Origin of the sequence: Streptomyces sp. CA-250714 (assembly GCF_050936705.1) — a bacterium.
GTDB lineage: Bacteria > Actinomycetota > Actinomycetes > Streptomycetales > Streptomycetaceae > Streptomyces.
In genome coordinates, this window is record NZ_JBNJMI010000001.1 from 528,524 (window position 1) to 554,493 (window position 25,970).

The 25,970-nt window shown below is 69.9% G+C and carries 21 protein-coding genes; 14 read left to right on the plus strand and 7 right to left on the minus strand.

The window, feature by feature from the left end:
- Positions 1–8: 8 nt before the first annotated feature.
- Positions 9–1,406, minus strand: coding sequence for a cytochrome P450 (locus ACQEU8_RS02585; protein WP_433096322.1), 1,398 nt, complete (start codon positions 1,404–1,406; stop codon positions 9–11).
- Positions 1,407–1,747: 341 nt separating this feature from the next.
- Here ACQEU8_RS02585 and ACQEU8_RS02590 point away from each other — a divergent pair, with 341 nt between their 5' ends.
- From ACQEU8_RS02590 to ACQEU8_RS02635, 10 genes are all read left to right on the plus strand, one after another.
- Positions 1,748–3,460, plus strand: coding sequence for a polyprenyl synthetase family protein (locus tag ACQEU8_RS02590; protein WP_433096324.1), 1,713 nt, complete (start codon positions 1,748–1,750; stop codon positions 3,458–3,460).
- Positions 3,457–4,428, plus strand: coding sequence for an alpha/beta hydrolase (locus ACQEU8_RS02595; RefSeq protein WP_433096326.1), 972 nt, complete (start codon positions 3,457–3,459; stop codon positions 4,426–4,428). The genes ACQEU8_RS02590 and ACQEU8_RS02595 overlap by 4 nt, the downstream gene beginning before the upstream one ends.
- Complete coding sequence (gene kynU, locus ACQEU8_RS02600) at positions 4,371–5,696, plus strand: kynureninase (protein WP_433096328.1); 1,326 nt, start codon at positions 4,371–4,373, stop codon at positions 5,694–5,696. The genes ACQEU8_RS02595 and kynU overlap by 58 nt, the downstream gene beginning before the upstream one ends.
- Before the next feature lie 73 nt (positions 5,697–5,769).
- Positions 5,770–6,852, plus strand: a complete 1,083-nt coding sequence (locus ACQEU8_RS02605) for an LLM class flavin-dependent oxidoreductase (protein ID WP_433096330.1) — start codon at positions 5,770–5,772, stop codon at positions 6,850–6,852.
- Positions 6,853–6,881: 29 nt separating this feature from the next.
- Positions 6,882–7,610 carry a bifunctional 2-polyprenyl-6-hydroxyphenol methylase/3-demethylubiquinol 3-O-methyltransferase UbiG gene (ubiG, locus tag ACQEU8_RS02610; RefSeq protein WP_433096332.1) on the plus strand — a complete coding sequence of 243 codons (729 nt, stop codon included), beginning with the start codon at positions 6,882–6,884 and terminating at the stop codon, positions 7,608–7,610.
- Positions 7,604–8,497 carry a 1,4-dihydroxy-2-naphthoate polyprenyltransferase gene (locus tag ACQEU8_RS02615; protein WP_433096334.1) on the plus strand — a complete coding sequence of 298 codons (894 nt, stop codon included), beginning with the start codon at positions 7,604–7,606 and terminating at the stop codon, positions 8,495–8,497. The genes ubiG and ACQEU8_RS02615 overlap by 7 nt, the downstream gene beginning before the upstream one ends.
- 41 nt (positions 8,498–8,538) lie before the next feature.
- Positions 8,539–10,197: a flavin-containing monooxygenase gene (locus ACQEU8_RS02620; protein ID WP_433096336.1), complete on the plus strand. Its 1,659-nt coding sequence runs from the start codon at positions 8,539–8,541 to the stop codon at positions 10,195–10,197.
- Complete coding sequence (locus ACQEU8_RS02625; protein WP_433096338.1) at positions 10,197–10,646, plus strand: DUF2834 domain-containing protein; 450 nt, start codon at positions 10,197–10,199, stop codon at positions 10,644–10,646. Before ACQEU8_RS02620 ends, ACQEU8_RS02625 begins: the two co-directional genes overlap by 1 nt.
- Positions 10,643–12,607, plus strand: a complete 1,965-nt coding sequence (gene shc / locus ACQEU8_RS02630) for a squalene--hopene cyclase (RefSeq protein ID WP_433096340.1) — start codon at positions 10,643–10,645, stop codon at positions 12,605–12,607. Before ACQEU8_RS02625 ends, shc begins: the two co-directional genes overlap by 4 nt.
- On the plus strand, positions 12,604–14,094 hold the full coding sequence (locus tag ACQEU8_RS02635) for an FAD-dependent oxidoreductase (RefSeq protein ID WP_433096342.1): 1,491 nt from the start codon (positions 12,604–12,606) through the stop codon (positions 14,092–14,094). The genes shc and ACQEU8_RS02635 overlap by 4 nt, the downstream gene beginning before the upstream one ends.
- Here ACQEU8_RS02635 and ACQEU8_RS02640 read toward each other — a convergent pair.
- The 4 genes from ACQEU8_RS02640 to ACQEU8_RS02655 all read right to left on the minus strand — a co-directional run bounded on the left by ACQEU8_RS02640 (position 14,021) and on the right by ACQEU8_RS02655 (position 18,898).
- Positions 14,021–14,527: a hypothetical protein gene (locus tag ACQEU8_RS02640; protein WP_433096344.1), complete on the minus strand. Its 507-nt coding sequence runs from the start codon at positions 14,525–14,527 to the stop codon at positions 14,021–14,023. The two genes, ACQEU8_RS02635 and ACQEU8_RS02640, sit on opposite strands and share 74 nt — an antisense overlap.
- A 229-nt stretch (positions 14,528–14,756) precedes the next feature.
- Positions 14,757–15,644, minus strand: coding sequence for a class A beta-lactamase (gene bla, locus ACQEU8_RS02645; protein ID WP_433102101.1), 888 nt, complete (start codon positions 15,642–15,644; stop codon positions 14,757–14,759).
- Between the two features lie 57 nt (positions 15,645–15,701).
- Complete coding sequence (locus tag ACQEU8_RS02650) at positions 15,702–17,267, minus strand: D-alanyl-D-alanine carboxypeptidase family protein (protein ID WP_433096346.1); 1,566 nt, start codon at positions 17,265–17,267, stop codon at positions 15,702–15,704.
- Between the two features lie 143 nt (positions 17,268–17,410).
- Entirely contained in the window at positions 17,411–18,898 is a 1,488-nt protein-coding gene (locus tag ACQEU8_RS02655) for a peptidoglycan D,D-transpeptidase FtsI family protein (RefSeq protein WP_433096348.1), read from the minus strand.
- A gap of 120 nt (positions 18,899–19,018) precedes the next feature.
- Here ACQEU8_RS02655 and ACQEU8_RS02660 point away from each other — a divergent pair, with 120 nt between their 5' ends.
- The 3 genes from ACQEU8_RS02660 (at position 19,019) to ACQEU8_RS02670 (ending at position 22,373) form a co-directional block, all read left to right on the plus strand.
- Positions 19,019–19,975 carry a LysR family transcriptional regulator gene (locus tag ACQEU8_RS02660; RefSeq protein ID WP_433096350.1) on the plus strand — a complete coding sequence of 319 codons (957 nt, stop codon included), beginning with the start codon at positions 19,019–19,021 and terminating at the stop codon, positions 19,973–19,975.
- Positions 19,972–20,877, plus strand: a complete 906-nt coding sequence (locus ACQEU8_RS02665) for a serine hydrolase (protein WP_433096352.1) — start codon at positions 19,972–19,974, stop codon at positions 20,875–20,877. Before ACQEU8_RS02660 ends, ACQEU8_RS02665 begins: the two co-directional genes overlap by 4 nt.
- A 77-nt stretch (positions 20,878–20,954) precedes the next feature.
- Positions 20,955–22,373, plus strand: a complete 1,419-nt coding sequence (locus ACQEU8_RS02670; RefSeq protein WP_433096354.1) for a B12-binding domain-containing radical SAM protein — start codon at positions 20,955–20,957, stop codon at positions 22,371–22,373.
- Between the two features lie 5 nt (positions 22,374–22,378).
- Here the strand turns inward: ACQEU8_RS02670 and ACQEU8_RS02675 are convergent, their stop codons facing one another.
- Complete coding sequence (locus ACQEU8_RS02675) at positions 22,379–23,761, minus strand: erythromycin esterase family protein (RefSeq protein WP_433096356.1); 1,383 nt, start codon at positions 23,759–23,761, stop codon at positions 22,379–22,381.
- Between the two features lie 218 nt (positions 23,762–23,979).
- Complete coding sequence (locus ACQEU8_RS02680; protein WP_433096358.1) at positions 23,980–24,465, minus strand: LNS2 domain-containing protein; 486 nt, start codon at positions 24,463–24,465, stop codon at positions 23,980–23,982.
- Positions 24,466–24,918: 453 nt separating this feature from the next.
- Between ACQEU8_RS02680 and ACQEU8_RS02685 the strand changes: the two genes are divergently transcribed.
- Positions 24,919–25,848 (plus strand): phosphatase PAP2 family protein, encoded by a 930-nt coding sequence (locus ACQEU8_RS02685; protein ID WP_433096360.1) that lies wholly within the window; start codon positions 24,919–24,921, stop codon positions 25,846–25,848.
- Positions 25,849–25,970 lie beyond the last annotated feature (122 nt).

A 25,970-nucleotide genomic window follows, 5' to 3' on the forward strand; every position in this document is an offset into this window, starting at 1 on the left:
CGCGGAGTTCACCTGGCCGTCTCGTGCGGGGCGGGCTGTGCGGGGGCGGCGGAACGGTGACGGCTGCGGCTGGTGAGAGTGGCTTTCATCCTGCCCGGGTTGAGGGTGAGTTGGGGCAGGCGGGGCAGGGTGAGGCTGCCGGGGTGGAGATCGATGTGCCAGTGGCTGAGCAGCGAGGCCAGCAGGAGGACGCCTTCGACGAGTGCGAACTCGTCGCCGATGCATTTGCGGGCGCCGCCGCCGAACACGGTCACCGGGACGTCCGGCTCTCCGTCCGGCGTTTCCCAGCGGTCGGGGTCGAAGCGTTCGGGGTCCCGGTAGAGCGTCGGCAGATGGCTGATGAGGTAGGGGCTGTACGCGATCGTGGTGCCCTGCCGGATGATGTGTGGGCCCAGGTTGGTGTCCGCCTCGGTCTGCCGGGTGAGGAACCAGCCCGGCGGGTACATCCGGATGGCTTCGTTGAACACCTGCCGGGTGTAGGTGAGGTGGGGCAGGTCGCTCCAGCCGGCGGTCCGCCCGTCGAGCACGGTGCCGACCTCGGCCGTCAGCCGCTCCTGGACCGGGGGGTGCAGCGCTGCCAGGTACAGCGCCCAGCAGAGGGCGCCCGCTGTCGTCTCGGTCCCGGCGGAGTACATGGTCACGGCTTGGTCCACGAGTTCGTCGTCCGTCAGGGCAGGCGAGTCGCTCTCCGGGTCGCGGGCCGCGATGAGCAGTGACAGCAGGTTGGATTCCTCGGTGCTGCCGTGAGCGCGGTATTCGGCGGTGAGTTCGGTCATGTTCCGGCGCACCCTGCGGGTGGCCTGCTCGTAGCGGACGTTGCCGGGTGTGGGCACCTTGCGCAGGGGTTTCGGCAGCAGGCTGTGCCGGGTGAATCCGGCCAGCAGCGTTTCGAAGTCGGTGGCCAGGCGGGTGTGGACGGCGCTGTCCAGGCCGGTGCCGAAGACGGTGGAGACGACGACGTCGGCGGTGATCCTGCGGGACTCGACGGTCAGGTCGAGGGTCTGACCGTCGTGCCAGCTTCCGATGATGCTGTCGATCCGCTCGGTCATGATGCCGGCGTAGCCCGCGAACCGGCCGTGGTGGAAAGCCGGCTGGATGAGCCGGCGCTGCCGGCGGTGTTCCCCGCTCGGGCAGGTGGCCAGGCCCTGTCCGCCCGCTTCGCGCAGCCGCTCGAAGAGGGGGCCGCCCTTGTCGAAGACCCGGTCGCGGACCAGCACCGTACGGGTCAGTTCGGGGTCGCACACCACGACTATGGGTTTCCGCCCGAGCCGGATCTCCACCAGTTGGCCGTGCGCGGGCAGGCTGCGCAGAAATGCCAGTGGTGCCCGTAAGAACGCCGGCAGATGCCCCAGGACGGGTATCGCTCCAGGCGCCTGCGCCACCGGGGCTCCGTTCCCGCTCTCCATGTCACCATCTCCTGCTGTTTTCCGGACTGTTGACGGCCGCGGTCGGTCTCTCGCCGTCGGCGGCCTCGCGGGCGGCGCGGACGGGCGCGGTGGCCTACGGCCGGAGCACCATCACGCCGTACGACGATCGAGCCCGGGTTGAAGATGGTGTCGGCCGATCTCGGCCTATTCAGCTCCCTCTCGCGCCGGAACAGCTCCTCTTCCACAACTGCCCCAGCCCTTACGCGCGCTGAACCGGACTCGGCGGCTCCTTATTCTTTGAGAATTTGTCGATACACATCCTGGTGCGGCCTCTTAGCGTACGAAATGGCTGCCAAGATGCCGCTTCGGAGGAAGTATCGATGACGCAAACTCCGGCTCTGCTCGTGGACGATTCTCCGCTCGACGGCGGGCCCACCCAGGTTCAAGAACAGCTGCAAAACGACTTGACCGAAGTCAGGGAGAGGCTTCGCACACTGGTGGCGCCGCCACATCCGATGATTCACGGCCCGGTCATGTATGCCGTGGAACATCCGGGCCGGCTGCTGCGGCCCACTCTTGTGCTGCTCTCGTCCTATCTCGTCGCGGACGAACCCGACGAGGCAACGCACCATGCGGTCATCGATGCCGCCGCCGTCGTGGAAATCCTGCACACCGCAACGCTTTACCATGACGACCTGATCGACGAAGCGAAGGTACGGCGGGGAGCCCCCACCGCGCATACGAAGTACGGCGGCACTCTCGCGCTGCTCACCGGTGATTATCTGCTGGCGCGCTGTATGCAGGCGGCCGCGTCTCTCCGCGTTCCCTGCGCACTGTCCGTGGCCGAAACACTGGTCGATGTGTGCGTGGGTCAGATGCTGGAGTCCAGTCAACTCCACGACGCTTCGCGTACCGAGGACGACTATCTCGCCGCCGTCTCCGGAAAGACCGCACGTCTTATGCGGACGGCCACCATGCTCGGCGCGGTGCAATGCGGGGCGGGCCAAGAGGTGCAGGACGCGCTGGAGAGTTTCGGGCACAACCTGGGCATGGCGTTCCAGATCTGGGACGACATCCTCGATGTGTGCGGCGCGGAGACCGGGAAACAGGTGGCGAAAGACCTCTTCAACGGCGTGTACACGCTACCGGTGATCTATGCCGTCAAGGATTTCCCGGACCGGCTGCTGCCGCTGTTGGCTGAGCGGCCGCTCTCCGCCGAGCAGTGCCAGGAGATTCTCTCCGTCATACACGAATCGGGCGCCATCAGCCGCGCGGCTCAGGTGGCGCAGCAGCATGTGGCGGACGCCCTGCGTGCGGTGGAGTCCCATCCGTCCTTCTCGCGGCGCGCGCCGGTTGTCGCACGCTATCTGCGCAGCCTGGTCGACAGCCTGCTGTCCCAGCATCCCGCCCTCCATTCCCTGCGCGGCACCCTCATCCCTTCGGGATCGGGGAATCCGGCCCTTTCCGAATCGGGGGATCCGGCCGCCCCGGACGGCACGGAGACGCTGATCCGCGACTGGCTGGAGGCATACGTGTGCCGGCCGCACGAGAACCTCGGGCGGAGGGGAGCCGTCTGCCCGTTCGCGGCGCCGTCACTGCGTGCGGGGTCGCTGGAGATCCGCACCCGGCGGGTCGGTCCGACGCCCAGCCTCGCGAGCCTCACCCAGCTCATCCGGCACGCTCTGAACGAGTTCGACCTGATCGAGTGGAACGGCTCGAACGTGGCACTGCGGAGCCTGGTCGTCGGAATGCCCGATCTGGCGCCGGACGAGTGTCAACTGCTCGACGAGGCACATCGCGCGGTCAAATCGATCGCCGTCCGCCGGGGCATGATGGTCGGTCAATTGCATCCGCTGTGCGAGGAACCGTCCGCCAGGAATCCGGAGTTTCCCGTCAACCGCTCACCGGTGCCGCTGGTGGCGATACGGCGTATGGCCCTGCACGACATCCTGTTCCTCAAGGACAGGAGGGAGTGGTTCGAGGAGTACGACCGGCGCTTCGGGCACCATTTCAAGCCCGGACGGGACGCCATCGATCCGCTGTTCGTGGAGCTGTTCCAGCGGGCACGCGCGGAATACGGGACCGTCGCATGAGCCGACGTGTTCGACGTATGCGCCGGCGCGGGAAAAGCCGCGGAATCGGTGGCGCCGGCTATCCGGGATTGAGCCGGCCGGAGCTCGACCGGGAGTACTCCCCCAGTTCCGTCGTCCCGAGCCTGCGCGCCTGTCTGGACGCGTACGCCGACCTCAGTGCTGCTGTTCGCGCCGAACACCGCCCGCTCGCCGATCTGTGCTACGGCGCGTCCCCGGCGGCCCGACTGGATCTGTTCCCGGTCGATGGCGGCGCATCGGCGCTCCAGGTCTTTGTGCACGGCGGTTACTGGCAGGAGCTCACGAAGGAGGAATCCGCTTTCGCCGCCCGGGACTTCATCGCCGCGGGAACAGCGTTCGCGGCGATCGACTACGGTTCGGCGCCCGCCTACTCCCTCGATGAGATCGTCACCATGGTGTGTGAGGCCGTGGCATGGCTGCACGCCAATGCCCCGCGCTTCGGAATCGACCCGCGGCGGATTCATCTCGGCGGAAGTTCGGCAGGCGCCCATCTGGTGGCGATGGCGCTCACCCGGGAAACCGCGCGCCTGGTCGCGGGCGCGGCCTTGCTGAGCGGAATCTACGACCTGGAGCCCCTGCGACACACCTATGTCAACGATGCCCTGGGGCTGGACGCCGAAGCCGCGCTGCGCAACAGCCCCGTCCATCACCTGCCGCGGCGGCTGCCACCGGTCGTCATCGCTCGCGGCGGTGGCGAGACGGCGGAATTCATCCGCCAGCACAACGCCATGACGGCATTGCTCAGGCAGCGCGATACACAGGTCACCGAAATCGTGTGCCCGACGCGCAACCATTTCGATCTCCCCCACGATCTGGGAAATCCGCACACCGCGCTCGGCAGGGCCGTACTGGCACAAACACGGGATTCCGCCGTATCCACCAAGGAGGAACTGTGCGCGCACGAACGGCCGTCAGCCCGGACGCCCCGGTCGACCGCCCTCTCCCGGTGAACGCCATGAGAGCCGGGACGGAACGTGCAATCGCCGAGGAGCTGGATGCCGCCGATCCGCTGCGGGAATTCCGGGACGAGTTCGTGCGCACCGATCCCGAGGCGATCTATCTGGACGGCAACTCGCTGGGCCGGCTGCCCAGGGCCACGGCCGGCTTCCTCGACCGCATCGTGGTCGAGGAATGGGGCACCGGGCTGGTGGAGTCCTGGGAGACCTGGATCACCTGGGCCGGGCGGCTCGGCGACCGGCTGGCAGCCCACACGCTGGGCGCCGGCCCGGGCGAGGTGGTGCTCTCCGATTCCACTTCGGTGAACCTGTACAAGCTGGCTGCCGCCGCGTTGGACGCGAATCCGGGGCGCAGCACGATTCTGGCGGACGCGGACGACTTCCCCACCAACCGCTACATCCTCCAAGGTCTGGCCGAGCAGCGGCAGCTCCGGCTGGAGATGCTGCCCTCCGATCCCGACCGCGGGCTCGACCTCGATGTGTTGCGCCGCGCGCTCAGCGGGGACGTCGCCCTGGTGGTGCTGTCCCTCGTCTCGTACCGCTCCGGCGCGCTCCTGGATATGGCCGCGGTCGAGGACGCCGCCGGACGGGCCGGAGCACGCGTGCTGTGGGATCTCAGCCACGCGGCCGGCGTGATCCCCGTACGGCTGGGGGCGGACGGGGCTGAGCTGGCCGTGGGGTCCACATACAAGTATCTGAACGGCGGGCCGGGATCACCCGCATTCCTCTATGTACGCAAGGAGCTTCAGCAGCGGCTGCGGCAACCGGTCTGGGGTTGGTACGGCCAGCGGGACCAGTTCCGGATGGCGGAGACGTACGCGCCTGTGAGCGGTATCGACCGCTTTCTGGTGGGCACTCCCCCGCTGCTGTCACTGGCCGCGGTCGAGCCCGCGCTGGATGTGCTGGAACGGGTGCCGATCAGCCGGCTGCGCGAGAAGTCGGTGCAACTCGGGGAATTCGCGATCCGGTTGGCCGACGCCTGGCTGGCACCGCTCGGTTTCCGGCTCGCGTCCCCGCGTCAGGCCGGCCGGCGTGGTGCGCACATCGCACTGGCGCACCCGGACGCTTCGCGTATCTGTCCCGGCCTGCGGTCGGAGAAGAAAGTGATCTGTGATTTCCGCGCCCCGGACCGGCTGCGGATCGGGCCGGCTGCGCTCTACACCGGCTTCACCGAAATCTGGGACGGGCTCGACCGGTTGCGCGACTTCGTCGGGAGTCGACGGTACGAGCAGCTTCCCGTCGCTGTGTCCCGAGTGACCTGAGATGACCGGGCGTGGGCCGGAACGAATTCCACCGCACACGGAGCACCCGCTGCACACGTTGCATTCGGAGCACATGGAGCACACGGAGGGCAATATGATCGATGTCGGCCTGGCCTTCTTCCCCGACGTCGACGAACGCGACAGGGGTGCGGCCGAATACTTCGCCCAGTGCCTCGACTTCGTCGAACTCGGCGACCGGCTCGGATTCCAGCACGTACGGATTGTCGAGCACTATTTCCGACGGTATGGCGGATATTCACCGAACCCGATCGTCTTTCTCTCGGCCGCCGCGCAGCGGAGCCGTCGACTGAAGCTGATCACCGGTGCCGTGCTGCCCGCCTTCAATCACCCGCTCAAGCTGGCCGGTGAGATCGGGATGCTGGACGCGATCTCGGGAGGGCGGGCCGAGATAGGTTTTGCGCGGGCGTTCCTCCCGCACGAGTTCCAGCGGTTCGGCGTGGACATGAACGAGAGCCGGGACCGTTTCGAGGAAGGCGTCCAGGTCGTCCGGGAGCTGCTGGCCGAGGAAGAAGTGGCGCACCACGGCAAGTTCCACCGTTTCCCGCCCACCACCTCCCTCCCCCGGCCCACACAGCGCCCGCACCCGCCGTTCTGGATCGCAGCGCTGTCCACCGAGGAGAGTTTCCGGATGGCGGGTGAGCTCGGCTACGGCATCATGGCGCAGCCTGTGGTGCCCGATTCGCTGCGCCGGAACCTCGATGTCTACCGGAAGGCGTGGCAGGAGTCGGGACGGCCCGGCGAAGGTCACGTCATGCTCGCTTTCCATATGCTGTGCATGCCGGACGGCGAGACCGCACGGAGCACGGGGCGCGAACCGATCAACCGGTATCTCAGAATGCTGGTGGAAGGCGCCAGTGAATGGACCACCGGGGCCGACAGCGCCGATTATCCCGGGTACCGGAAGATGATCGAGAAGCTGCGTCAGGACGATTTCGACCGGCTCCATGAGCGTGGCTCCGCGCTCGTCGGCTCCCCCGACGAGATCACCAAGATGCTGCTCGACTACCACGCCGCGTGCGGGGGCTTCGAGACAGCCAGCATTCAGTTCTATTTCTCGGACATTGATCCGGAACTTGCGCGCAGCTCGCTCGAATTGTTCGCGACGCAGGTCATGCCGGCTCTCCAGCGGGCCTAGCCCCCGCCCCTCCCGGATGGTGGTCGTACGTGTCCAGGCTCCGAAGCAACTTCATCACCGATTACGACGGTCTCGCCGGTCAATGGTGGGACCCACGTGGGCCGCTGGCCCCGCTGGGCTGGATCGCGCGGGCCCGCGCGGATTTCGTCCCCGCTCCCGACACCGCGCATCAGGCCGAGGGCGAACAGGCCCGACTGCTGGACGTCGCCTGCGGAGGCGGCCTGTTCGGTCCGCATCTGGCCGGTAAGGGGTACCGCGTATTCGGCGTTGACCTGTCGGCGACAGCGCTCGACGAGGCCCGTCGGCACGGCTTCGACGAGGTCGTCCGGGCCGACATCGCCGGGCTCCCGTTCGCGGACGAGTCGTTCGACGTCGTCACAGCGGGGCAGTGCCTCGAGCACGTGCCGGATCCCTTCGCCGTGGTGACGGAGCTGTGCCGGGTGCTGCGCCCTGGCGGCACGTTGATCGTCGACACCATCGCTGACACCGGCCTGGCCCGGCTGGTCGCCATCACGCTTGCCGAGAACGTCCCGCTGCCGGGCCGGCCGCCCCGGGGCACACACGATCACCGCCTCTTCGTCAACCGGGACCGGCTGCTGCGGGTCGCGCGGTCGCACGGGGTGGAGCTCGAACTGCTGGGGCTGCGCCCCCGGTTCCGCGACGGGATCGGCTATCTGGCGGGACGACGCGAGGAGGTTCGCATGACGCGTATCAAGTCCACCGCCGTGCTCTATCTGGGGGTGGGAAGGAAATGGTGACCGCCGCGCAGCGGACCGCTCCCAGCACGGTACGGAACTGGCTGATCGGTGCCCGGCTGAAGACCCTGCCGGTGACCTTCGCACCGATCGCGGTGGGAATCGGGATCGCCTACTCGCTGGGCCCGCTCAGCGGGTCGCGTACCGCCCTGACCGTGGTGTTCGCACTGGGTTTCGTCCTCGGCACCAACTTCTTCAACGACTACAGCGACGGGGTACGGGGCGCCGACGACGACCGGGTAGGGCCCCTGCGGCTGGTCGCCTCCGGACAGGCCACTCCGCAGCAGGTCTTCCGTATGGGGATGGCGCTGTACATCGTCGCCGCCCTGGCCGGAGTCGTCATGGCCGTGACGGTCTCGTGGTGGCTGCTGGCGCTGACGGTGCTCTGTGCGCTGGGCGGATGGTTCTACACCGGCGGCTCGCGGCCCTACGGCTACTGGGCGCTCGGCGACATCAGCATCTTCCTGTTCCACGGGGTCGTCGCAGTGTGCGCCACGGTCTTCATCCAGCTCGGCCATGTGCCCCTGCTGGCGCTCGGTGCCGCCGTGCCCATCGGTCTGCTCGCCGGTGCCCTGCTGATGACGAACAACCTCCGCGACCTGCCGACCGATGCCCCCGCGGGGAAGATCACTCTCGCCGTGCGGCTGGGCGACAGACAGACCCGGCAGATCTTCGTGAGCCGCATCTGCTGTGCCTTCGCAGCCGGACTGCTCCTCGCGTTCGCCCGGCCCTGGGCGCTGCTCGTACTCGGCGCCGTCCCGTTCGCCCTGATACCTGTACGACGGGTGCTGGGCGGGGCACGCGGCAGCGACCTGATCCCGGTACTGGAACACACCTGCCTGCTGCTGCTCGCTTTCGGGGGCCTGCTGGCGATCGGACTGGCGCGGTGAACGGCCGCAGGGGAGTAACCGAGCCCCCGGATCGGGAAACGGTGACTCCCGCGCAGGAGGTGCCGGAGCGCGACAGGCCGGCGCACGAGGTGCCGGAGCGCGACAAGGCGGAGTACGACGTGCCGGAGCGCGACGCACCGGAATACGAAGTGCCGGAGTACGAAGTGCTGGTGATCGGCGCCGGGTTCTCCGGAATCGGCACCGCGATCGGCCTGCGCCGGGCCGGTATCGACAACTTCGCGGTCCTGGAAGAGCAGGACGACGTCGGTGGCAGTTGGCACGCCAACAGATATCCCGGCATCGCCGTGGACATCACCGCGTTCTCCTACTCCTTCGCCTTCGAGCCCTACCCGGCGTGGTCCCGGACCTTTCCGCCCGGGGCGGAGCTGAAGGCCTATGCGGACCACTGCGTGCGCAAATACGGTCTCCGGCGCCATCTGCGGCTCAACGCGCGGGTGGTGCGGGCCGAATACGACGAAGTCGGGCATCTGTGGCGGGCGTTCCTGCGGGACGGCTCCTCGGCGACGGCACGGTTCGTCATCTGCGCCACCGGCTGGCTCACCAAGCCGAAGTCACCCGACATCGAGGGACTGGACAGGTTCACGGGCGACATCGTGCACACGGCGGAATGGGACACCACACTGGAACTGGCCGGCCGGCGGGTGGGGCTGATCGGCACCGGCGCCTCGGCGGTGCAGTTGGTTCCGGAGATCGCCCCTCGGGTGGCGGGGCTGCACGTCTACCAGCGCACCCCGATCTGGCTGTTCCCGAAGCCGGACATCGCGGTGCCCGAGCTGGTCCGCAGGCTGTTCAGGGCGGCTCCGTGGGCGCAGCGGACGCTGAGACTGTGCACCGACACCGTGACGGAGCTCAGCTTCGTGATCGCCATGATCCACCACCGCCAGTTCCCCTTCCTGGTACGGGCCGGGGAGGCGCTGTCCCGGCTCTATCTGCGCAGCCAGGTCAAAGGCGACCGGGAATTGATGCGCAAGCTCCTCCCCTCCTACCGGCTGGGCTGCAAGCGACCGTCGTTCGGCAAGGGCTACTGGCGCGCCTTCACCCGCGACAACGTCAAGTTGGTCACCGAACCGATCGAGCGCGTCACCGCGACCGGCATCCGTACAGCAGACGGCGCGGAGCAACAGCTCGACGTTCTCGTACTGGCCACCGGCTTCCATGTGCTGGACAATCTGCCGCCGTTCCCGATGCACGGAACCGACGGCCGCGAACTCCAGGAGTTCTGGCGTACCGAACGCTTCCAGACGTACGAGGGCAGTTCGGTGAAGGGGTTTCCGAACCTGTGGTTCATCGTCGGTCCTTACTCGTTCACCGGCGGCTCCTGGTTCGGGATGATCGACTACCAGGTCACGCATGCGCTGCGGGTGATCCAGGAGGCCCGGCGACGGCGCGCCACGGAAGCGGTCGTCCGCCCGGAGAAGCACGACAGATCGTTCCGCAAGACGCTGCGCCGACAGCGGAACACCGTGTTTCTCGACGCCAGTTGTACGCGCTCCAACAGCTACTACTTCGACCAGCGCGGCGACGCCCCGGCGGTGCGGCCTGCCACGACCTACGAGGCGGCCTGGCGGGCCAGGCATTTCGACCTCGACGACTACCGCTACGCCCGCACCCGGTCCTTCGCGCCGTCCCCGGGGGTCAGCCGGCCGGCCGTACGACAACCGCTCGGGAGGCCGCTGTGATGCCGTTCGCCGAGATGCGGGGACGGGACCGCGCACTGTGCCTGTTCTACGGGCTCTTCTCCGTCGGTGGCGGCCTGGTCATGGGCTCCATGGCCGTTGCCTATGTACTCGATCACGCCCACAGCGGGGCCTTCGGGCTCGTGCGGGATTTCCTGCGCGACGCATCGGTGAATCTCGCGGCCCGCTTCGTCTACGCAGACCTGGTGCTCGTCTGGGCCGCGCTGGCCGTCTTCATGGTCCTGGAGGCGCGGCGGCTCGGGATCCGGCACGTATGGGCCTACATCGTCGGCGCCCCGGTGCTGGCGTTGTGTGTGAGCTTTCCGGTCTTCATGTTCGTCCGCCAGCTGAAGATCGCGGCCGCGACGGAGAGCGTCGGCATGCCGGGAGCGCGGCTGCCCGCGGCAGCGAGTCCGGCCACCCGCGGAACAACGAGAGGGACGCAGCGATGACCACCGAAGCCACCACCGGAACAGCCGGAACCACCGGAAGAACCGGAGGGACCGGAAGAACCGACTCCGCCGAAGCCGCCGAGTTCGCCGCGCACGTCGGCCGGGCACTGACCCGGGCCGGCGGTGCGCTCCGGCAGCGCCAGGACCCGGACGGCTACTGGAAGGGGGACTTCGAGACCAGCCTGATCGGCGAGGCGGGGGAGGTCATCTTCCGGCACTTCCTGCAGTTACCGGACGAGGCGGTGACGGCCGCCGCGGCGCAGACGATCCTCGGTGAGCAGACGGCCACCGGCGGCTGGGCCTCCTACTACCGGGGGCCGGACGAGCTGCTGCTCTCCGTCTTCTGCTACGTAGCGCTGCGGCTCGCCGGCCACGATCCCGAGGAGCCGGAGATGCGGGCGGCGGCCGGGTCGATCCGGCGCAACGGCGGCGTCGAGGCGGTCGACAATCCGACCATGCTCGCCTGGCTCGCCGTGATCGGGCTGTGGCCGTGGCGGGACATCCCGCTCATCCCGCCGGAGCTCGTCCTGCTGCCCAGCAGATGTCCCGGCAACATCTACCAGATAGGCGCGGCAGCACGCGGCATCGTCGTCGCCAACAGCCTGTTCATGGCACACCGTCCGGTCACTCCCGCCGGATTCGGCATCGGGGAGCTGTTCGCCGGGGGCGGCGCCGAGGCGGATGCCCGGCGGCTGCCGCGGCCCCGTGCCGTACGGATCGCGACCACGCTCAGCCACGCGTACGCCCGCCGCCCGATCGGCACACTGCGCCGCAAGGCGATCCGTAAGGCGGCACGGTGGCTGATCCGCACCCAGGAACAGGACGGCAGTTGGGGCGGCAACTGGCCGCAGACCGCGAACGTGGTCATGGGCCTGCGCGCGGCCGGATGCCCGCAGGACCATCCGGTCATCGAGGCGGCGATGGCCGCACTCGACCGGTACGTGGTGGTCAAGGACGGGCAGCGCCGGATCGAGATGTGGACCTCCGTGGTCATGGACACCGCCCTCGCCGTGTCAGCGGCGGCCATGGAGGGTGCGCCCGACACCAGGACGGCGGCGGAACGGGCAGTGCACTGGCTGCTCGACAACCAGGTCACCGAGCTGGGCGACTGGGCCGTACTGACCAAGGATCCGGTGCCCGGTGGCTGGCCGTACGAGTTCACCAACAACGCCAACCCCGACGCCGACGACACCGCGTTCGCGGTGACCGCACTGCGGCGGCTGTATCCGCGCGGCAGCAACCCGGCCGTCGACGACGCATGTGCGCGGGCCTGCCGGTGGATGCTGTCCCAGCAGGGCAAGGACGGCGGCTGGGCCGCGTTCGAGCCGCTGCGCTGGCAGTTGCCGGGGCGCGAAACGCTGGCCCGGATCGGCTTCCTGGAAGCGCCGTCGGCCGATATCACCGGGCATGTGCTGGAAGCGCTGGGCGCCGACGGCCTGGCCCACACCTCCGCCGCCCGCCGCGGCATCCAGTGGCTGCGCCGCAACCAGCACTCCGACGGGTCATGGCCCGGCTGGTGGGCCTGCTACCACCTGCACGGCACCAGCGCCGCGGTCACCGGACTCACCGCGTGCGGGGTTCCGGGCACCGACCCGGCAGTGGCCCGGGCGTGCGACTGGATCGTCGCGCATCAACAGGACGACGGCGGCTGGGGCGAGGATATCCGCGCCCTGCACGACCCCCGGTGGATCGGCACCGGCGACAGCACCCCCTCCCAGACGGCCTGGGCGCTGCTCGCGCTGATCGCCGCCGGGCGCGCCGGGAGCGAACCGGTGCGCGCCGGGCTCGACTTCCTGGTCCGCACCCAGCAGGAGGACGGCGACTGGGCCGAGCCCTGGCACACCTGGGTGGTCCACCACGACGGCCTCTACTGGCGGGACAGCATGCTCCGCCTCGTCTACCCGATCATGGCCATGGCCGGCTATCTGGCGCACGTCGACGGAGCGGAGCAGCAGCGATGACCGGCGTGACGGTGGTCGGAGGCGGGCTGGCCGGGATGACGGCGGCATGGCACATCCGCAGGCTCGGGATTCCGGTACGGCTGCTAGAAGCCGGCCCGGAACTCGGCGGGATGGCCGGATCGCGGCTGATCGACAACCGGGTCGAGGACCACGGCGTGCACATCTTCCCCGCCTGGTACCGCAACACCCTGCACCTCGTCGAGGAGCTCGGCATCCTCGGCAATCTGCGCGAGTGCGACACCTTCTATCAGCTGCTGCCGGGCGAGTTCCCCAGCTTCCGGTCGGCGGTCACCCCGGTCGCCGACCGGCTGCTGTTCTACTACGGCGTCATCGATCTGCTCGCCCAGCGTTACGGCGCCCGCGACGAATCGCTGCACGACTTCCTGCGCAGCCGCTGGTATCTGACCGAGGCGGCCATCGCCGACGTCGAGCACCTGTTCGTGGCGTCCAGCGCGGCAGAGAGCCCCGCCGTGTCGGCGGCGGGTTTCCGTGGCAGCATCGCCGCGTTCGCCCGCCACCCGGGCCGGGTGCGGATGCCGAAGGGCGACCTTCAGCAGTGGTTCATCGGGCCGTTCCGGGCGCGTCTGGAAGCCGACGGCGTCGAGGTCCGCACCGGCGCGAAGCTGGTGGCGGTGCGGGTGGCCGACGACCGGCTCGGCACCCTGACGGTGCGCGAGGGCGACACCGTGACGGAGGAGGACGTCACCGGCCATGTCGTACTGGCGGTCCCGCACGGCGAGGTCTCCCGGCTCGGCCCCGCCGTCACCGGCGCACTGCGCCCCGCGTACGGAGTGGACCAGTTGCGCTCCCGTCCGCTCGGGGCGCTGCATCTGTATCTGCGGCGCCGCCTGCCCGGACTGCCCGACGAGCATGTGCGGCTGGTCGGATCGCCCCATGCCATCACCCTCCTCGACGTCGGTCAGGTGTGGGAGGGGCACCGCACCAGCCTCCTCAACTGCGTGGTCGGCCGTGTCGCGCGGCTGGCTGAGCTGTCCGAGGGCGAGGCGGTCAAGGTCCTGGTGACGGAGCTGATGAGCTATCTGCCGACGCTCACCTGGGACGACATCGAGCACGTCTGCTATCAACCGCACTCCGCTGCACCGTTCTTCGCCCCCGGCCCCGGCTCCGACCGGCACCGGCCGCTGAGCTCCACCGCGCTGGCCGGCCTGCACCTCGCGGGCGACTACTGCGCGGCCCCGCCGGGCGTGGCGGGGATGGAGAGCGCGGTGCGGTCCGGCCTGACGGCTGCCGAGTCGGTCCGCCGTGCGCTGCGCCCCGAAGCCCCGCCGGTGCCGGTGCTGAGGATCGGGACCGTGAGCCCGCGAGCCGCCTGTGGCGTACGGACGGCGCTCGCTCCGGTCGCCGCCGCCGTACGGCTGCTGACCGGACGCTCCCGGGCGACGGCGGCACGCGTCAGTGCAGCGGATGGCAGCGCTGGCGCCGGTCGGGTGGGCCGAAGCCCAGCCCGTTCTCGTCCAGGGCGTTGAAGACGGTGACCCGGCCCTGCGCGAAGACGAAGCTCAGCGAGACCGTGCCCCGAGCCAGGTCCGGGCCCGTCCACTCCAGCAGTTCGACGCCTCTCAGGGGCAGCCCGCGCAGGGCGGCCGGTCCGGGCAGCGGCTCGGCACGCCACCGCAGCTCGAATTCGGGCCACCGGACCGGGGAACCCGGATCGATCGTGTTCCAGGTGACGGAGAGCTGGTCGAACTTCTGATGGTTGATCTCGACCTGCTCACCGTCGAAGTCGAACAGCACCGGGCAGTCGCAGAACCACTCGTCGTCCCCGAGGTCCCAGACCAGCCAGACGTTCGTCAGCGTCCGCCCGGCGAGCCCGCGCAGGCGCTGCCCGTGCTGCCGCAGCACCTCGGCCGGGCCGCTCGTCCACGACGGCTGATAGCCCTCGATCCCGAAGTCGAACATCGCGTCATCGTGCCAGAGCCGCGTGCCCTGCGGGGCACGTCCCTGCCGCGCTTGGGAGGCCTGCGCCGGGGGGACACGGTGCTCGAGAAGCTTGTGGCCCGCCCCTTCCGTGTTCTGATGAGGGGCTGCCCCTGCCCGACGACTGCAGGCTGCGGGTGCCGTTGTGGCTGGTCGCGCCGTTCCCCGCGCCCCTTCGGGGCCCTCTTGCCGGGCCGGCAGGGCGCGGCAGTCAGCCGAGGTCGAGACCGCGCACGATTCGCTCGGTGGTCTCGGCGATCAGGGCGTCCTTGGGTGAGGCGCGGTAGCCGGGCCGGTCGGACAGCACGGCCACCACGAGCGGGTCTTTGCGGGGCGGCCATACGACGGCGATGTCGTTGGCCCTGCCCCAGTTGCCGGTTCCGGTCTTGTCGGCCACCGTCCAGCCCTTGGGCAGCCCGGCGCGGATGCGTTTGCCGCCGGTGACGCTGCGGACGAGCCAGTCCTTGAGCAGGTCGCGTTTGTCGCCGGTCAGGGCGTCGCCGAGCACGAGCTTGCGGAGGTCGGTGGCGATCGCCTCGGGTGTGGTGGTGTCGCTCGGGTCCCCCGGCCGGTTCCTGTTCAACTCGGGTTCGTAGTTGTCCATACGGCTGACCTTGTCGCCGAGCCCCCGCAGATAGGCGGTCAGCTGCTTCGGGCCGCCGATGTCCCGCATCAGCAGATTGCCGGCGGTGCCGTCGCTGTACCGGACGGCGGCGTCGCACAGCTGCCTGATGGTCATCCCGTCCGCGATGTGGTCCTCGGTCACCGGCGAGATGGAGTCGACGTCGGACGCGCGGTATCTGACGTGTTTGTCCAGGTGGCCGAGGGGATTGTGGTGCAGGACGGCCGCCGCGGCGAACGCCTTGAAGGTGGAACAGAGCGCGAACCGTTCGTCCGCGCGGTAGGCCACCGTGGCACCGCTACCGGTTTCCAGGGCGTACACACCCAGCCGGGCACCGTATTTGCGTTCCAGCGCGGTGAACTGCGCACGGTTCGGCGACGGGGCAGTGGCGGAGCGACGACCGGGGGCGGGGGAAGCCTTGGAAGTCGAGCGCTCGTCCGTGCCGCATCCGGCCAGTGGCAGCAGTGCCGCCGTCATCAGCAGCGAGCGGCGGGACGGAGCGGGCTGTTCGGGAGACGTACGGTAGGACACTGCTCAGCTCCAGCGGGTCAGCTTCGATATGAGGGACGGCGGCGACAGTTCGCTCCGCAGAGTGACCGGAACCCCGGTCGCGTCCGGCCCGCTGCCGGCCGTCAGCCGGCCGACCTTGGTACCGGCTTTCGCGGAGCGCGGGAGCGTACCGCGGGCGGTGATCCGCAGGACCACCTTTTGGCCCGGCACCCCGACAACGGTGAAGTCCTTGGCAGCCACCAACGGGGTGCGCCCGCCGAGCCCGTCATCGAGATGACCGACCACCTGGCCTCTGCGGACGGCCGTGGTGGAGGTGAGCGCGGCGCGGACCGCCCGTACGATCTTCTTGCTGTTGTCCTTGACCAGGGTGAGGCTGTTGGCACCGTCAGGATCGCGACCGGCGAAGTGCTGGTCCAGCATCGTGCCGAGGATCAGCGGCGTCTTGTCGCCGACGGTCTTGTACGCGGCCCACACCAGGGTGCCGCCGGCCGGTGTGTTCGACCCCGTCTTGACGCCCCTGATGCTGAGGTCGGACATCAGCAGCTTGTCCATGTTGTTGATCAGCGGTTCGTCCAGCCCGTCCACGGTGGCGCTTGGCAGGGCGACGACCGCGCGGAAGGCGGCGAACCTCATCACCGCCTCCGCCAGCTTCAGTTGGTCCACGGCCGTGCTCACGGTCCCGGCGTCCAGGCCGCTGGGATCGGTATAGGTGGTGTCCTTCATGCCCAGCTTCCGGGCGGCTTCGTTCATCTTCCGTACGAAGGCGGTCTCGGTACGGCTGTGGGTGACCCAGCGCGCCAGCAGGCGGGCGATGTTGTTGCCCGAGGGGATCATCAGCATCTTCAACATGTCCTGCTGGCTGAATTTCTGACCTGCCGTCAGCCCCTTGATCCGCGACTCGTGCTTGGACCTGCCCTCCTCCACCGCCTTGCCGTCCACCTCGATCATCGGCCCCGCCTCGTCCTTCCCGAGGGGCTTCTCGGTCAGCAGGACGTACGCGGTCATCACCTTGGCGACACTCGCGGTCGGCACGGGCTTCTGCCTCCCGTAGGTGCCGACCGTTCCCGTGCCGGGCAGCTTCACGGCCGCCTGTCCCTGCCGCGGCCACGGCACCGTGAAGTCCCCCGGAAGCGTGTAGGAAGCGTGCGCCGCGTCGAGCCGCAGGGTGGGAGTGGGCAACGGCCGCACGGTCTGGGCTGTCGCCAGGACGAGGCACAACGCGAGGGCGACGGCCGCCCAGACCTTCGGGCTGCGGATGTCGAAACGGCGCGGCGCGGTCGTGGCCACTGGCACCGCCACCTCGGGCGAGGGGGCGGGAACGGTGACGGGGACGGCGCCGGCCGTCTCCGGGTCCGTGTCCCGCTTCGTCGGGACCTCGGCGCTCTTTCCCGGCCCGGTGGTCGGCTCGTCGGTGTCCTCTCGCTGCTTTTCGGCGCTCTCTTCCGGGGCTTCGGCGTGGTCTTTCAGCGCGGCGGTCTTGCCGTCCGGCTCGGCAGTGTCCTCCTCCGACCCTCCAGTGGTGTCCTTCTCCGACCCCCCGGCGACGCCGTCCGGGGCTTGGTCCTTCTCGTCGTTCTCGGTTTCGTCCACGGTGCTGTCCGCGATCGGTCCCGGCGGCAACTCGCCGTCAGAGTCAGGACCGACACCCAAGTGCGAGTCACTCGTGGCCGCTTGCCCAGTGCTCGGCGGCTCTTCCGAAGCGCCCGGCGGCTCTTCAGCGCGGGATTCGTGCGTCACTGTTCGGGCTCTCTCTCCAGGACGGTCCGGATGACGGATTTGGCGATGGGGGCGCCCAGTCGGCCGCCCGCGATCTGGGAACGGGAGATGTAATCCATGTCCTCGGGATCGACGAAGACCGCGACGGCGACCGGGGAGGAGCCGTCGGCCTGCTTGGCGTAGGCGACGAACCAGGCGTAGGGGCGTTCGTCGCGGACGTCGGCGCCGCGCTGGGCGGTGCCGGGCTTGCCGCCGACCGTCACCCCGGGGATCCGCACCTTGTCCGCGGTGCCGTCGGTGACGGCGAACTCCATCATCTGCTGCACCCGCTGCGCGGTCGTCTCGGAGACGGCCTGGTTCAGCACCTCGGGGGTGCTCTTCTCGATCGTCCTCAGGCCGGGACCGCGCAGTTCGTCGACCAGGCGGGGCTTCATGACCTTGCCGTCGTTGGCGATGCCCGCGGTGACCATGGCCATCTGCAACGGGGTGCTGGTCAGGCTGCCCTGGCCCATGCCGGTCAGCGCGGTCTGCGGTGCGTCCAGCCGCTTCGGGTAGCTGCTGACGGCCGTACGGACCGGTGTGAACTGCTCGGCGTTGAAGCCGAACTTCTCCGCCGTCTCGCGCATCTTGTCCTTGCCGGTCTTCCAGGCGCCGTCGAGGAAGACGTTGTTGCACGACCACTGCAGGGCGGTCTTCAACGAGACGCCGTCGCACTGCGCGTCCGGCACGACGTTGCCGATCTTCGTGCTGCTCTGCGGCAGCCGGTAGGGCGCCGGGATGTCCAGCGGGCGGTCGATGTCGGTGACCGTGCCGTGTTCGAGGGCGGCCGCCGCGGTGAGGATCTTGAAGGTGGAGCCGGGCGGATAGGTCTCGCGAATGGCCCGGTTGCTGAGCGGCTTGTCCTTGTCACGCTCCAGCTTCGTGAACGCCTTGCTCTCCTCGGCGGAGAGGCCGGCGAAGTCGGAGGGGTCGTAGGAGGGGGTGCTGGCCATGGCGAGGATCTCGCCGGTACGCGGGTCCAGGGCAACCACGGCGCCCTTGGCGTCGAGGTCCCTCAGCCCTTGGTAGGCGGCCTTCTGCGCCGCCGGATCGATGGTGGTGACCACATCGCCGCCGCGCGGTTTCCCGCCGGTCAGCGCGTCCAGCGGGTTCTTCGTCAGCCTGACGTCCTCGCCGCTGAGCAGGTCGCGGTGGACGCCTTCGAGGAACGTGGCGCCCTGGGCCTGGGAGAGATAGCCGGTGACCGGGGCGTACATCGGGCCGTCCCGGTAGACGCGCTGGTAGGCCAGGTCCGAGCCGGGGACCTTGCGGGAGTCGGTGACCGGCGTACCGCCGACGATGATGTCACCGTGCGGCTGGGCGAAGGCCGCTATCTGCACCCGGCGGTTGCGCGGATCGTCGGCCAGCCCCTCCGCCTGGACGAATTGCAGCCATGTCGCCCGCGCCAGCAGGGCCAGCACGAGCACGCCGCAGAAGACCGCTGTACGGCGCAGGAGTCTGTTCATCGTTCGTGCTCTTTCCAGCACATGGGCTCGTTCATGACCCGAGGAAAGCCGCACAATCAGCGACAAGTCCAAGACAGATATCGCTCTCGGATCGATCAAAAAGAGATATAGTCCCTCGTCGTGGACTTGATACGGCACCTGCAATGCTTTGTGGCTGTTGCAGAAGAGTCACACTTCGGCCGTGCCGCCCAGCGTCTCGGTATGGCCCAGCCACCCCTGTCGCAGCGCATCCAGCGGCTGGAGCGGGAGCTGGGTGTGCGCCTCTTCGAGCGCTCCAGCCGGCAGGTGACGATCACCAAGGGCGGCACCCTCCTGCTGGACGAGGCCCGTCGGCTGCTGGCCGGTTCCGAGGCGCTGCTGGCCACGGCCCGCCGAATCCAGGAGGGGCACAGCGGACTGCTCCGCGCCGCCCTCTCCCCCGACATCACCGGCGAGATGGTGGCCGCGACCCTGGCCGGCTTCCAGGAACGGCAAGGCGGGGTGGAGCTGGAGCTGCACGAGTTGCCGACGGCCGAGCAGCTGGCCCGGCTCGCCTCGCACGACCTGGATGTCGGGCTCATCCACCACCCCTGCGATGTGTCCGGGCTGGAGCTGGGCCCGGTGCTCCGCCACGAACTCGGTGTGCTGCTGCCGCACGACGCGCCTGCCGCCCGGCTGGAGACGGTGCCGCTCACCGCGCTCAGCGGATACGAGCTGATCCTCTTCCCCCGCGACCACGCCCCGGCCGTGCACGACGATCTGCTGACCACCTGCGCCCGGCACGGCTTCACGCCCACCGCCGTACGGCACGGTCACGGCACCAGCTTCACCCGCGGGCTGCTGCTGTCCCGTCGGGCCGTCGCCTTCAGCCCGCGCGACGCCCACGACGCACGGGACCCGGATCTGGTCTGGTGTCCGCTGAGCGGCTCCCCACTGGCCTGGCGCCATTCGGCGGCCTGGCTCAAGGGGCGGGGCGACGCAGCCGTGCGCGCTTTCGCCGACACGGTCACCGATGCCCTGGGCCGTACCGCTACTGTCGGACCCGACCTGCCCTCGGGCCCGATGCATCTGCGCCCGGCGGCGGAGTACTGGATATGACAGAGCCCCGCACCCCCGCCCACGCCCACGGCCCCGCGAACGCCCGCGAACGGATTCACGCCGCCTTCGCCGAAGCCGGCGTCACCGGCTGGCTGCACGCCCTGGACATCGACTCCGGGGCGCAGCTCGACGCGGGCGCGGACCACCCGGTCGTCACGGCGAGCGTCCACAAGCTCTGTCTGCTCGTCGCCCTGCATCAGCAGGCGGACAGCGGCCGGCTGGACCTGACCGAACAGGCCGAGTGCCCGCCCGAAGGCCGCGCCCCGGGGCCCACCGGGCTGTCCGCCATGCTGGATCCGGCCCGGGTCTCGCTGCGGGACGCCGCCTATCTGATGATGGCCGTCAGCGACAACACCGCCGCCGACCTGCTGCTGCACCGGGTCGGCCTCGACGCCGTCAACGAGACCACGCGGCGGCTGGGCCTCCCCCGTACGTACGCCGCCCACACCTTCGGCGAGTTCGTCGCCACCATCAGGGAGGACGCCGGGAACGCCGGCCCGCAGGCCCTGGCCGACCCGCAGGTCCTCGCCCGCCTCCGTGCCCTGGACCCCGCCCGCACCAACCGCAGCACCCCACGCGAGATGACCCGGCTGCTCAGCGCGGTCTGGCGGGACGAGGCCTGCGCCCCCGAGCTCTGTGCCGCCATCCGCCGACTGCTGAGCCTTCAGGTGTGGCCGCACAGGCTGGCCTCCGGCTTCCCCTTCGACGAGGTCCACGTCGCGGGCAAGACCGGCAGCGCCCCCACCCTCCGGAACGAGGTCGGCGTCGTCGAGTATCCGGACCGGGGCCGCTACGCCGTCGCCGTCTTCACCCGCGCCGCCAGCCCCGCGGGCACCCTCCCCGCCGCTGACGCGGTCATCGGCACCGCGGCGCGCATCGCCGTCGACGCCCTGCGCTCCTGACCCGCGTGCCACCGGCTCCCCCACGGGGCCGGCACCGCGCAGGGAACCGGTGACGTGGCGGGCGGTGTCCTCGGGGCATGCGCGTCATGATGATCCTGCCCGCACTGACCGAGGCGACCAGCCCGCTCTTCCGGCCGATCAAGTACTCCCTCTTCCCGCCCCTCGGGCTGGCCACCCTGGCCGGATATCTCGACCCGGACGGCGAGGTGGAGCTGTACGACGAGCACGTCGAGCGGATCGACCTCGCCGCTCTGCGGACCCCTGACCTGCTGGTGCTCCAGCCGTACATCACCTCGGCGCGGCGGTCGTACGAGATAGCCGACCATTTCCGCGCCCGCGGCGCCCATGTCGCCATGGGCGGGCTGCACGTCACCTCGCTGCCCGAGGAGGCCGCGGCGCACGCCGACACCGTCTTCACCGGCCCGGGCGAGGACGCCTGGCCGCGGTTCCTGAAGGAGTTTCGGGACGGCTCTCCCGCACGCCGGTACGACTCCGGGCCGCAGCGGACGCTGGCGGGGCTGCCGCCGGTGCGGCGCGACCTGATCAAGCGGCAGCTGTATCTGGTGCCGAACTCCCTGGTGGTCTCGCGTGGTTGCCCCCACCACTGCGACTTCTGCTACAAGGACGCCTTCTTCGCGGGCGGCAAGTCCTTCTACACCCAGGCGGTCGACGACGCGCTCGCCGAGATCGACCGGCTGCCGGGGCGCCATCTGTACTTCCTCGACGACCATCTGCTGGGCAACCGCCGGTTCGCCACCGCGCTGTTCGACGGTATGGCCGGTATGGGCAGGCTGTGGCAGGCGGCCGCCACCGTGAAGTCCGTACTGGAGCCGGATCTGCTGGAGCGGGCCCAGGCCGCCGGGCTGCGCAGCCTCTTCGTCGGGTTCGAGACGGTCAACGACGCCAATCTCGCCGAGCGCCGCAAGAACCAGAACATCGGCCGCGACTACTCCGCCGCCGTCCGCCGCCTCCACGACGCGGGCGTCATGGTCAACGCCAGCTTCGTCTTCGGGCTCGACCAGGACGGCCCCGACGTCTTCGACCGCACCGTCGAGTGGGCCGTGGAGCAGGGCATCGAAACGGCCACGTTCCACATCATGACCCCGTATCCCTCCACCGGGCTGTGGCAGCAACTGGCCGCCGAGCACCGGATACTCCACCGGGACTGGGACCTGTACGACACCCGACACGTCGTCTTCCGTCCATGCGGCATGACAGCCCGTCAGCTGGAGGACGGCTACTGGCGTGCGTACCGCGACTTCTACCGCTGGCGGAACATCTGGCGAGGCGCCGCGGCCCAGCCGGGCGGGCACGAACGGCTGCGGCATCTGGCCTACGCGGGCGGCTGGAAGAAGTTCGAACCCGCCTGGGACGCACTGATCCGCAGCCGCCGGGTGGTACGGGCCCTGCCCCTGCTGGAGCGCACCCTCGGCGCGTTCGGCGGCCGGTCGGCGACCGGCGGGCGCGCCTTCACCGGCGTGACTCGTCCCGGGTGAGCGCGTCACACCCCGCTGGGCCAGGTCACCTCCTCCCCTTCGCCCACGGGTGCGGACGGCAAGGGCGTGAGGGCTTCTGAGTGGTCGAGGTGGAGCAGCGCGTCGTAGCGCTCCCCCACCACGGTGGGAACGTAGTTGCCCCACCTTTCGCGCCGTGGGTCGTAGACCACGCCGACCGCCCGGTGGTCCCGCCGCTGCCACAGCCAGTCGGAGCCGCTGCCGATCGGCACCCCGCTGCGGTGCCCCGGCGGTACGAGGAAGAGCGCCCGCCCGTCCTCGAGAGAACGCTCCGTCACGGGCCGGTCCTCCAGAGCGCGGTGCAGAAGGTGCTCGATGCTGCCTTCGCGGGCCGGCGGCACGCTCATGATCTGCGGCGCGTCGGCCCAGCGGGGGGCCGCGACGACCGACCCCGTGTACGAGCTGAAGCCCACCAGGGTGACGCCCTCCGCCGCGTGGCGGTCCCGCACGAGCTGGCCGAGGTTGACCATGCCGACATCGGCCATGTCGGTCGCCCGGGCGTCGCCGACATGAGTGTTGTGCGCCCACACCACCGCCTTCGCCTCGGGCCCGTGGTGCTCCATCAGCCGGTCGAGGGTGTCGGCCATGTGGTGGTCGCGGACGTTCCACGCTTCGGGGCCGCCGCCGATCACGGTGCGGTAGTACCGCTCGGCTCCGGCCAGTACCTCGGCGTTCTGCCGGGCGGCGAAGTCGGCCAGACTCGCGTCCGCCGTCCCCACGGCCTCGGCCCGTCCGCGCAGCTCGGTCAGCAGATCGAGGACCTCCCGCTCACAGCCGGCCGGAACCAGGTGGGTGGCCATGGCGTACGACTCGGGGTCCGCCGCGTACGGCTCGAAGCAGCGGTATGCCTCGAGCGCGGCTTCCACCTGGTCCGGAGCGTGCTCGCGCAGATGGCCGAGGACCGCTCGCAGCGACTCCCACAGCGAGTACACGTCGAGTCCGAAGAATCCCACCGCCCGGGACGGCAGCACGGTCGTGTTGTAGTCGCGCAGCCAGCGGGTGAACGTCGCCACCTCGGCGTTGGCCCACATCCACGTCGGCCATCGATCGAAGTTCTCCAGCACCTCGACCGGGTCCTCGGGCGCTCCCGGAGCAGCCGTCACGGCGCAGTGCACCGCCTGGCAGTCCGGCCAGTCGCCCTCCACCGCCACGAAGGAGAAGCCCTTCTCCTCGATCAGTCGGCGCGTGAGCAGCGCCCGCCACCGGTAGAAGCCGGTGGTGCCGTGGGACGCCTCGCCCACCAGCACATAGCGGGAGTCGCCGATGTGCTCCAGCAGCGGGTCGAGCGAATCCGTACCCGTCAGGGGCAGCGCGTCCGCCCGGATCCCGTCGAGTGTCTCCGGAGCGTCGCCGTCGGGTGTCGCTGCCATCAGGGGAACCCTCCTCACATGGGGCGGAGCGGACGGACCGCCGCGCCGGCCGGGGCGGAGACTCCCAGCATGCGCCTGCGCACGGCACCGCGCACGGCCGGAACCGTCAGCAGCGACCGGGCCACGCGCCGGGCGGCCCTCCCGCCACGTCGCCCCGCGAGCTCGTCACCCGGCGAATCGGCGGGCGAGTCACCCGGCGAGTCGGCGGGCGCCCGGGGTCATGTCCGTCCCTCCCGCTCCTGGGCCACTTCCAGGACGGCCGGCGCCGGCATCCAGTCGGCTCGCCGTACCCGGAAGCCCGCGTGCTCATAAGCGGCGTTGACCTGCTCGTCGTCGTCGACCACCAGCGCCACGGGGCGCTCGCGGGCCAGCTGTTGCAGCAGCTCCAGCTTGGTGACGCGCGCGGGACGACGGTCTCCCTCCGGCCGCATCAGCAGCCGTCCGACGGGCAGGCCGTGGCTCTTCAGCCACTCCACGGTGTCGGCCCGGCAGCGTTCCGGGCGCCCGGTGACATACGCGAGTTCGCACTGCTGGGCCGACTCCATCGCCAGCGCGACGCCCTTCACCAGCGGCGGGTCGTCCACGGCGGCATCGAAGAACGAGTCCCAGTCCCTGGGGCGCTGCTGGAGGAAGGGCAGCCGGTGCCGGACATCGGCCAGCGTCCCGTCGAGATCGAAAACCGCCCAGGGCGCCCGCAGAACCATCGCTACCTCGCTCTCCTCCCTTGCCATCTTGCCGCAGAAACCCTTCGGCGGCGGGGGGAGGGGGCGGCAGCCCTGGCCGGTCGGTTACTCCTTGCCCTGGCGGGCCTTCTTGATCATGCGTCGGCGCTGCCGGGGCGTCAGCTCCTTGCGGCCGGTCTGCCGGAGATACGCTTCCTCGCGCTGCTGGTTCGTCATGGCTCGATCCTCCTGAGCGACCTACCCGCGTCCCGTCACACACCGTCCCGTCACACACTGCCGGGCCTCAGTATGCCCGCGCAGGCGGCTGTCCGCTTTTCGGGTGTCCTGTTCGCGATCGGCGGAACGGTGGGGTACCGACCAATCATCCGAGTTGTCCGAAGCTGCCGTCACCATGAGGGGCGGCGGGTACCCCGTTCCTGTGGTGTGCGGTAGCCGGGCCGATCGGGCGCTGCGGGCCAGGAGGGAGTGGGAGCCGTGACGGTGGGAGCAGCCACGGCCTGGCTTCTGTCCGCCGGAGTGCCGTTGGTCCTCCTGGCGCTGAGCCTGCCCCTGTGGCGCTGGCGCTGGCCCCGGGTGCCGGTGCTGCTGCGGGAGGCCGCGATCATCTCCATGGTCTTCCTCGTGTGGCAGATTCCGGCCCGGATGTCCGCCGGGAACCTGGAAGCCGCAGTCGACCGAGCGGTATGGATCTACCGCTGGGAGCAGCGCATGCGGCTGCCGGACGAGGTGGACTGGCAGCAGGCGGTGCTCCCCCACTCGTGGCTGGTACAGGCCGCCAACTTCTATTACGCGGTGATGCACTTCGGTGGCATGGCCGCTCTGCTCGTCTGGCTGTTCTGGCGGCACCGCAGCGCCTACGGGCGGGTACGCACCTACGTCGTGCTGGTCACGGTGGTGTCGCTGCTGTTCCAGCTCATCCCCGTGGCACCGCCGCGCCTTGTGACGCAGCTCGGGTTCTCCGACACGGCTGAGCGCTATGGGCAGTCGGTCTACGACACAGGCCCGGGGAACGTGGTCGCCGACGAGTTGTCGGCCGTTCCCTCTGTGCACGTCGCCTGGGCGCTGGTCGTCGCCGGGGTGGTCATCCGGGTGAGCCGTAGTCGGTGGCGCTGGTTCGTGACCGCGCACCCAGTGCTGACGCTGGTCGTGATCGTGGTGACGGCCAACCATTTCTGGCTGGACGCCGCCGCCTCGGTCGTCGTCCTGGTGCTGTGCGCCGTCATCCAGTGGGTCGGGCGGATCTGCGGCCGCCAGATCGTCCGCGTCCACCGGCGGATCTTCGCGCCGTCCGACCGGCCGTCGCCCTCGGCGCCGGACCCGCCCGCCGGTTCGTCCGGGTCCGGCGGGTCCGGGCCCTCCGCGCGTCCGCCACCCGAGTCGCGGCGCCCTCGTCCGCGGCATTGACCGCACGTCACGGCGGAGGGATGTGAGGGCCCGACGGTGTGCCCCTTTTGTGTACGGCTGTGCGACCTCTAGTCTGCGCGGGCCGACAGTCCCGGTGCTGCCCAGCCTGCCGGGACTGTCGG

Coding starts and splice junctions, on each gene's coding strand:
- ACQEU8_RS02625 (WP_433096338.1), top strand. CDS start 10,197: ATGCCGTTCGCCGAGATGCGGGGACGGGACCGCGCACTGTGCCTGTTC.
- ACQEU8_RS02635 (WP_433096342.1), top strand. CDS start 12,604: ATGACCGGCGTGACGGTGGTCGGAGGCGGGCTGGCCGGGATGACGGCG.
- ACQEU8_RS02590 (WP_433096324.1), top strand. CDS start 1,748: ATGACGCAAACTCCGGCTCTGCTCGTGGACGATTCTCCGCTCGACGGC.
- ACQEU8_RS02670 (WP_433096354.1), top strand. CDS start 20,955: ATGCGCGTCATGATGATCCTGCCCGCACTGACCGAGGCGACCAGCCCG.
- ACQEU8_RS02665 (WP_433096352.1), top strand. CDS start 19,972: ATGACAGAGCCCCGCACCCCCGCCCACGCCCACGGCCCCGCGAACGCC.
- ACQEU8_RS02585 (WP_433096322.1), bottom strand. CDS start 1,406: ATGGAGAGCGGGAACGGAGCCCCGGTGGCGCAGGCGCCTGGAGCGATA.
- bla (WP_433102101.1), bottom strand. CDS start 15,644: ATGACGGCGGCACTGCTGCCACTGGCCGGATGCGGCACGGACGAGCGC.
- ACQEU8_RS02680 (WP_433096358.1), bottom strand. CDS start 24,465: ATGGTTCTGCGGGCGCCCTGGGCGGTTTTCGATCTCGACGGGACGCTG.
- ACQEU8_RS02595 (WP_433096326.1), top strand. CDS start 3,457: ATGAGCCGACGTGTTCGACGTATGCGCCGGCGCGGGAAAAGCCGCGGA.
- shc (WP_433096340.1), top strand. CDS start 10,643: ATGACCACCGAAGCCACCACCGGAACAGCCGGAACCACCGGAAGAACC.
- ACQEU8_RS02640 (WP_433096344.1), bottom strand. CDS start 14,527: ATGTTCGACTTCGGGATCGAGGGCTATCAGCCGTCGTGGACGAGCGGC.
- ACQEU8_RS02655 (WP_433096348.1), bottom strand. CDS start 18,898: ATGAACAGACTCCTGCGCCGTACAGCGGTCTTCTGCGGCGTGCTCGTG.
- ACQEU8_RS02675 (WP_433096356.1), bottom strand. CDS start 23,761: ATGGCAGCGACACCCGACGGCGACGCTCCGGAGACACTCGACGGGATC.
- ACQEU8_RS02605 (WP_433096330.1), top strand. CDS start 5,770: ATGGAGCACACGGAGGGCAATATGATCGATGTCGGCCTGGCCTTCTTC.
- ACQEU8_RS02615 (WP_433096334.1), top strand. CDS start 7,604: ATGGTGACCGCCGCGCAGCGGACCGCTCCCAGCACGGTACGGAACTGG.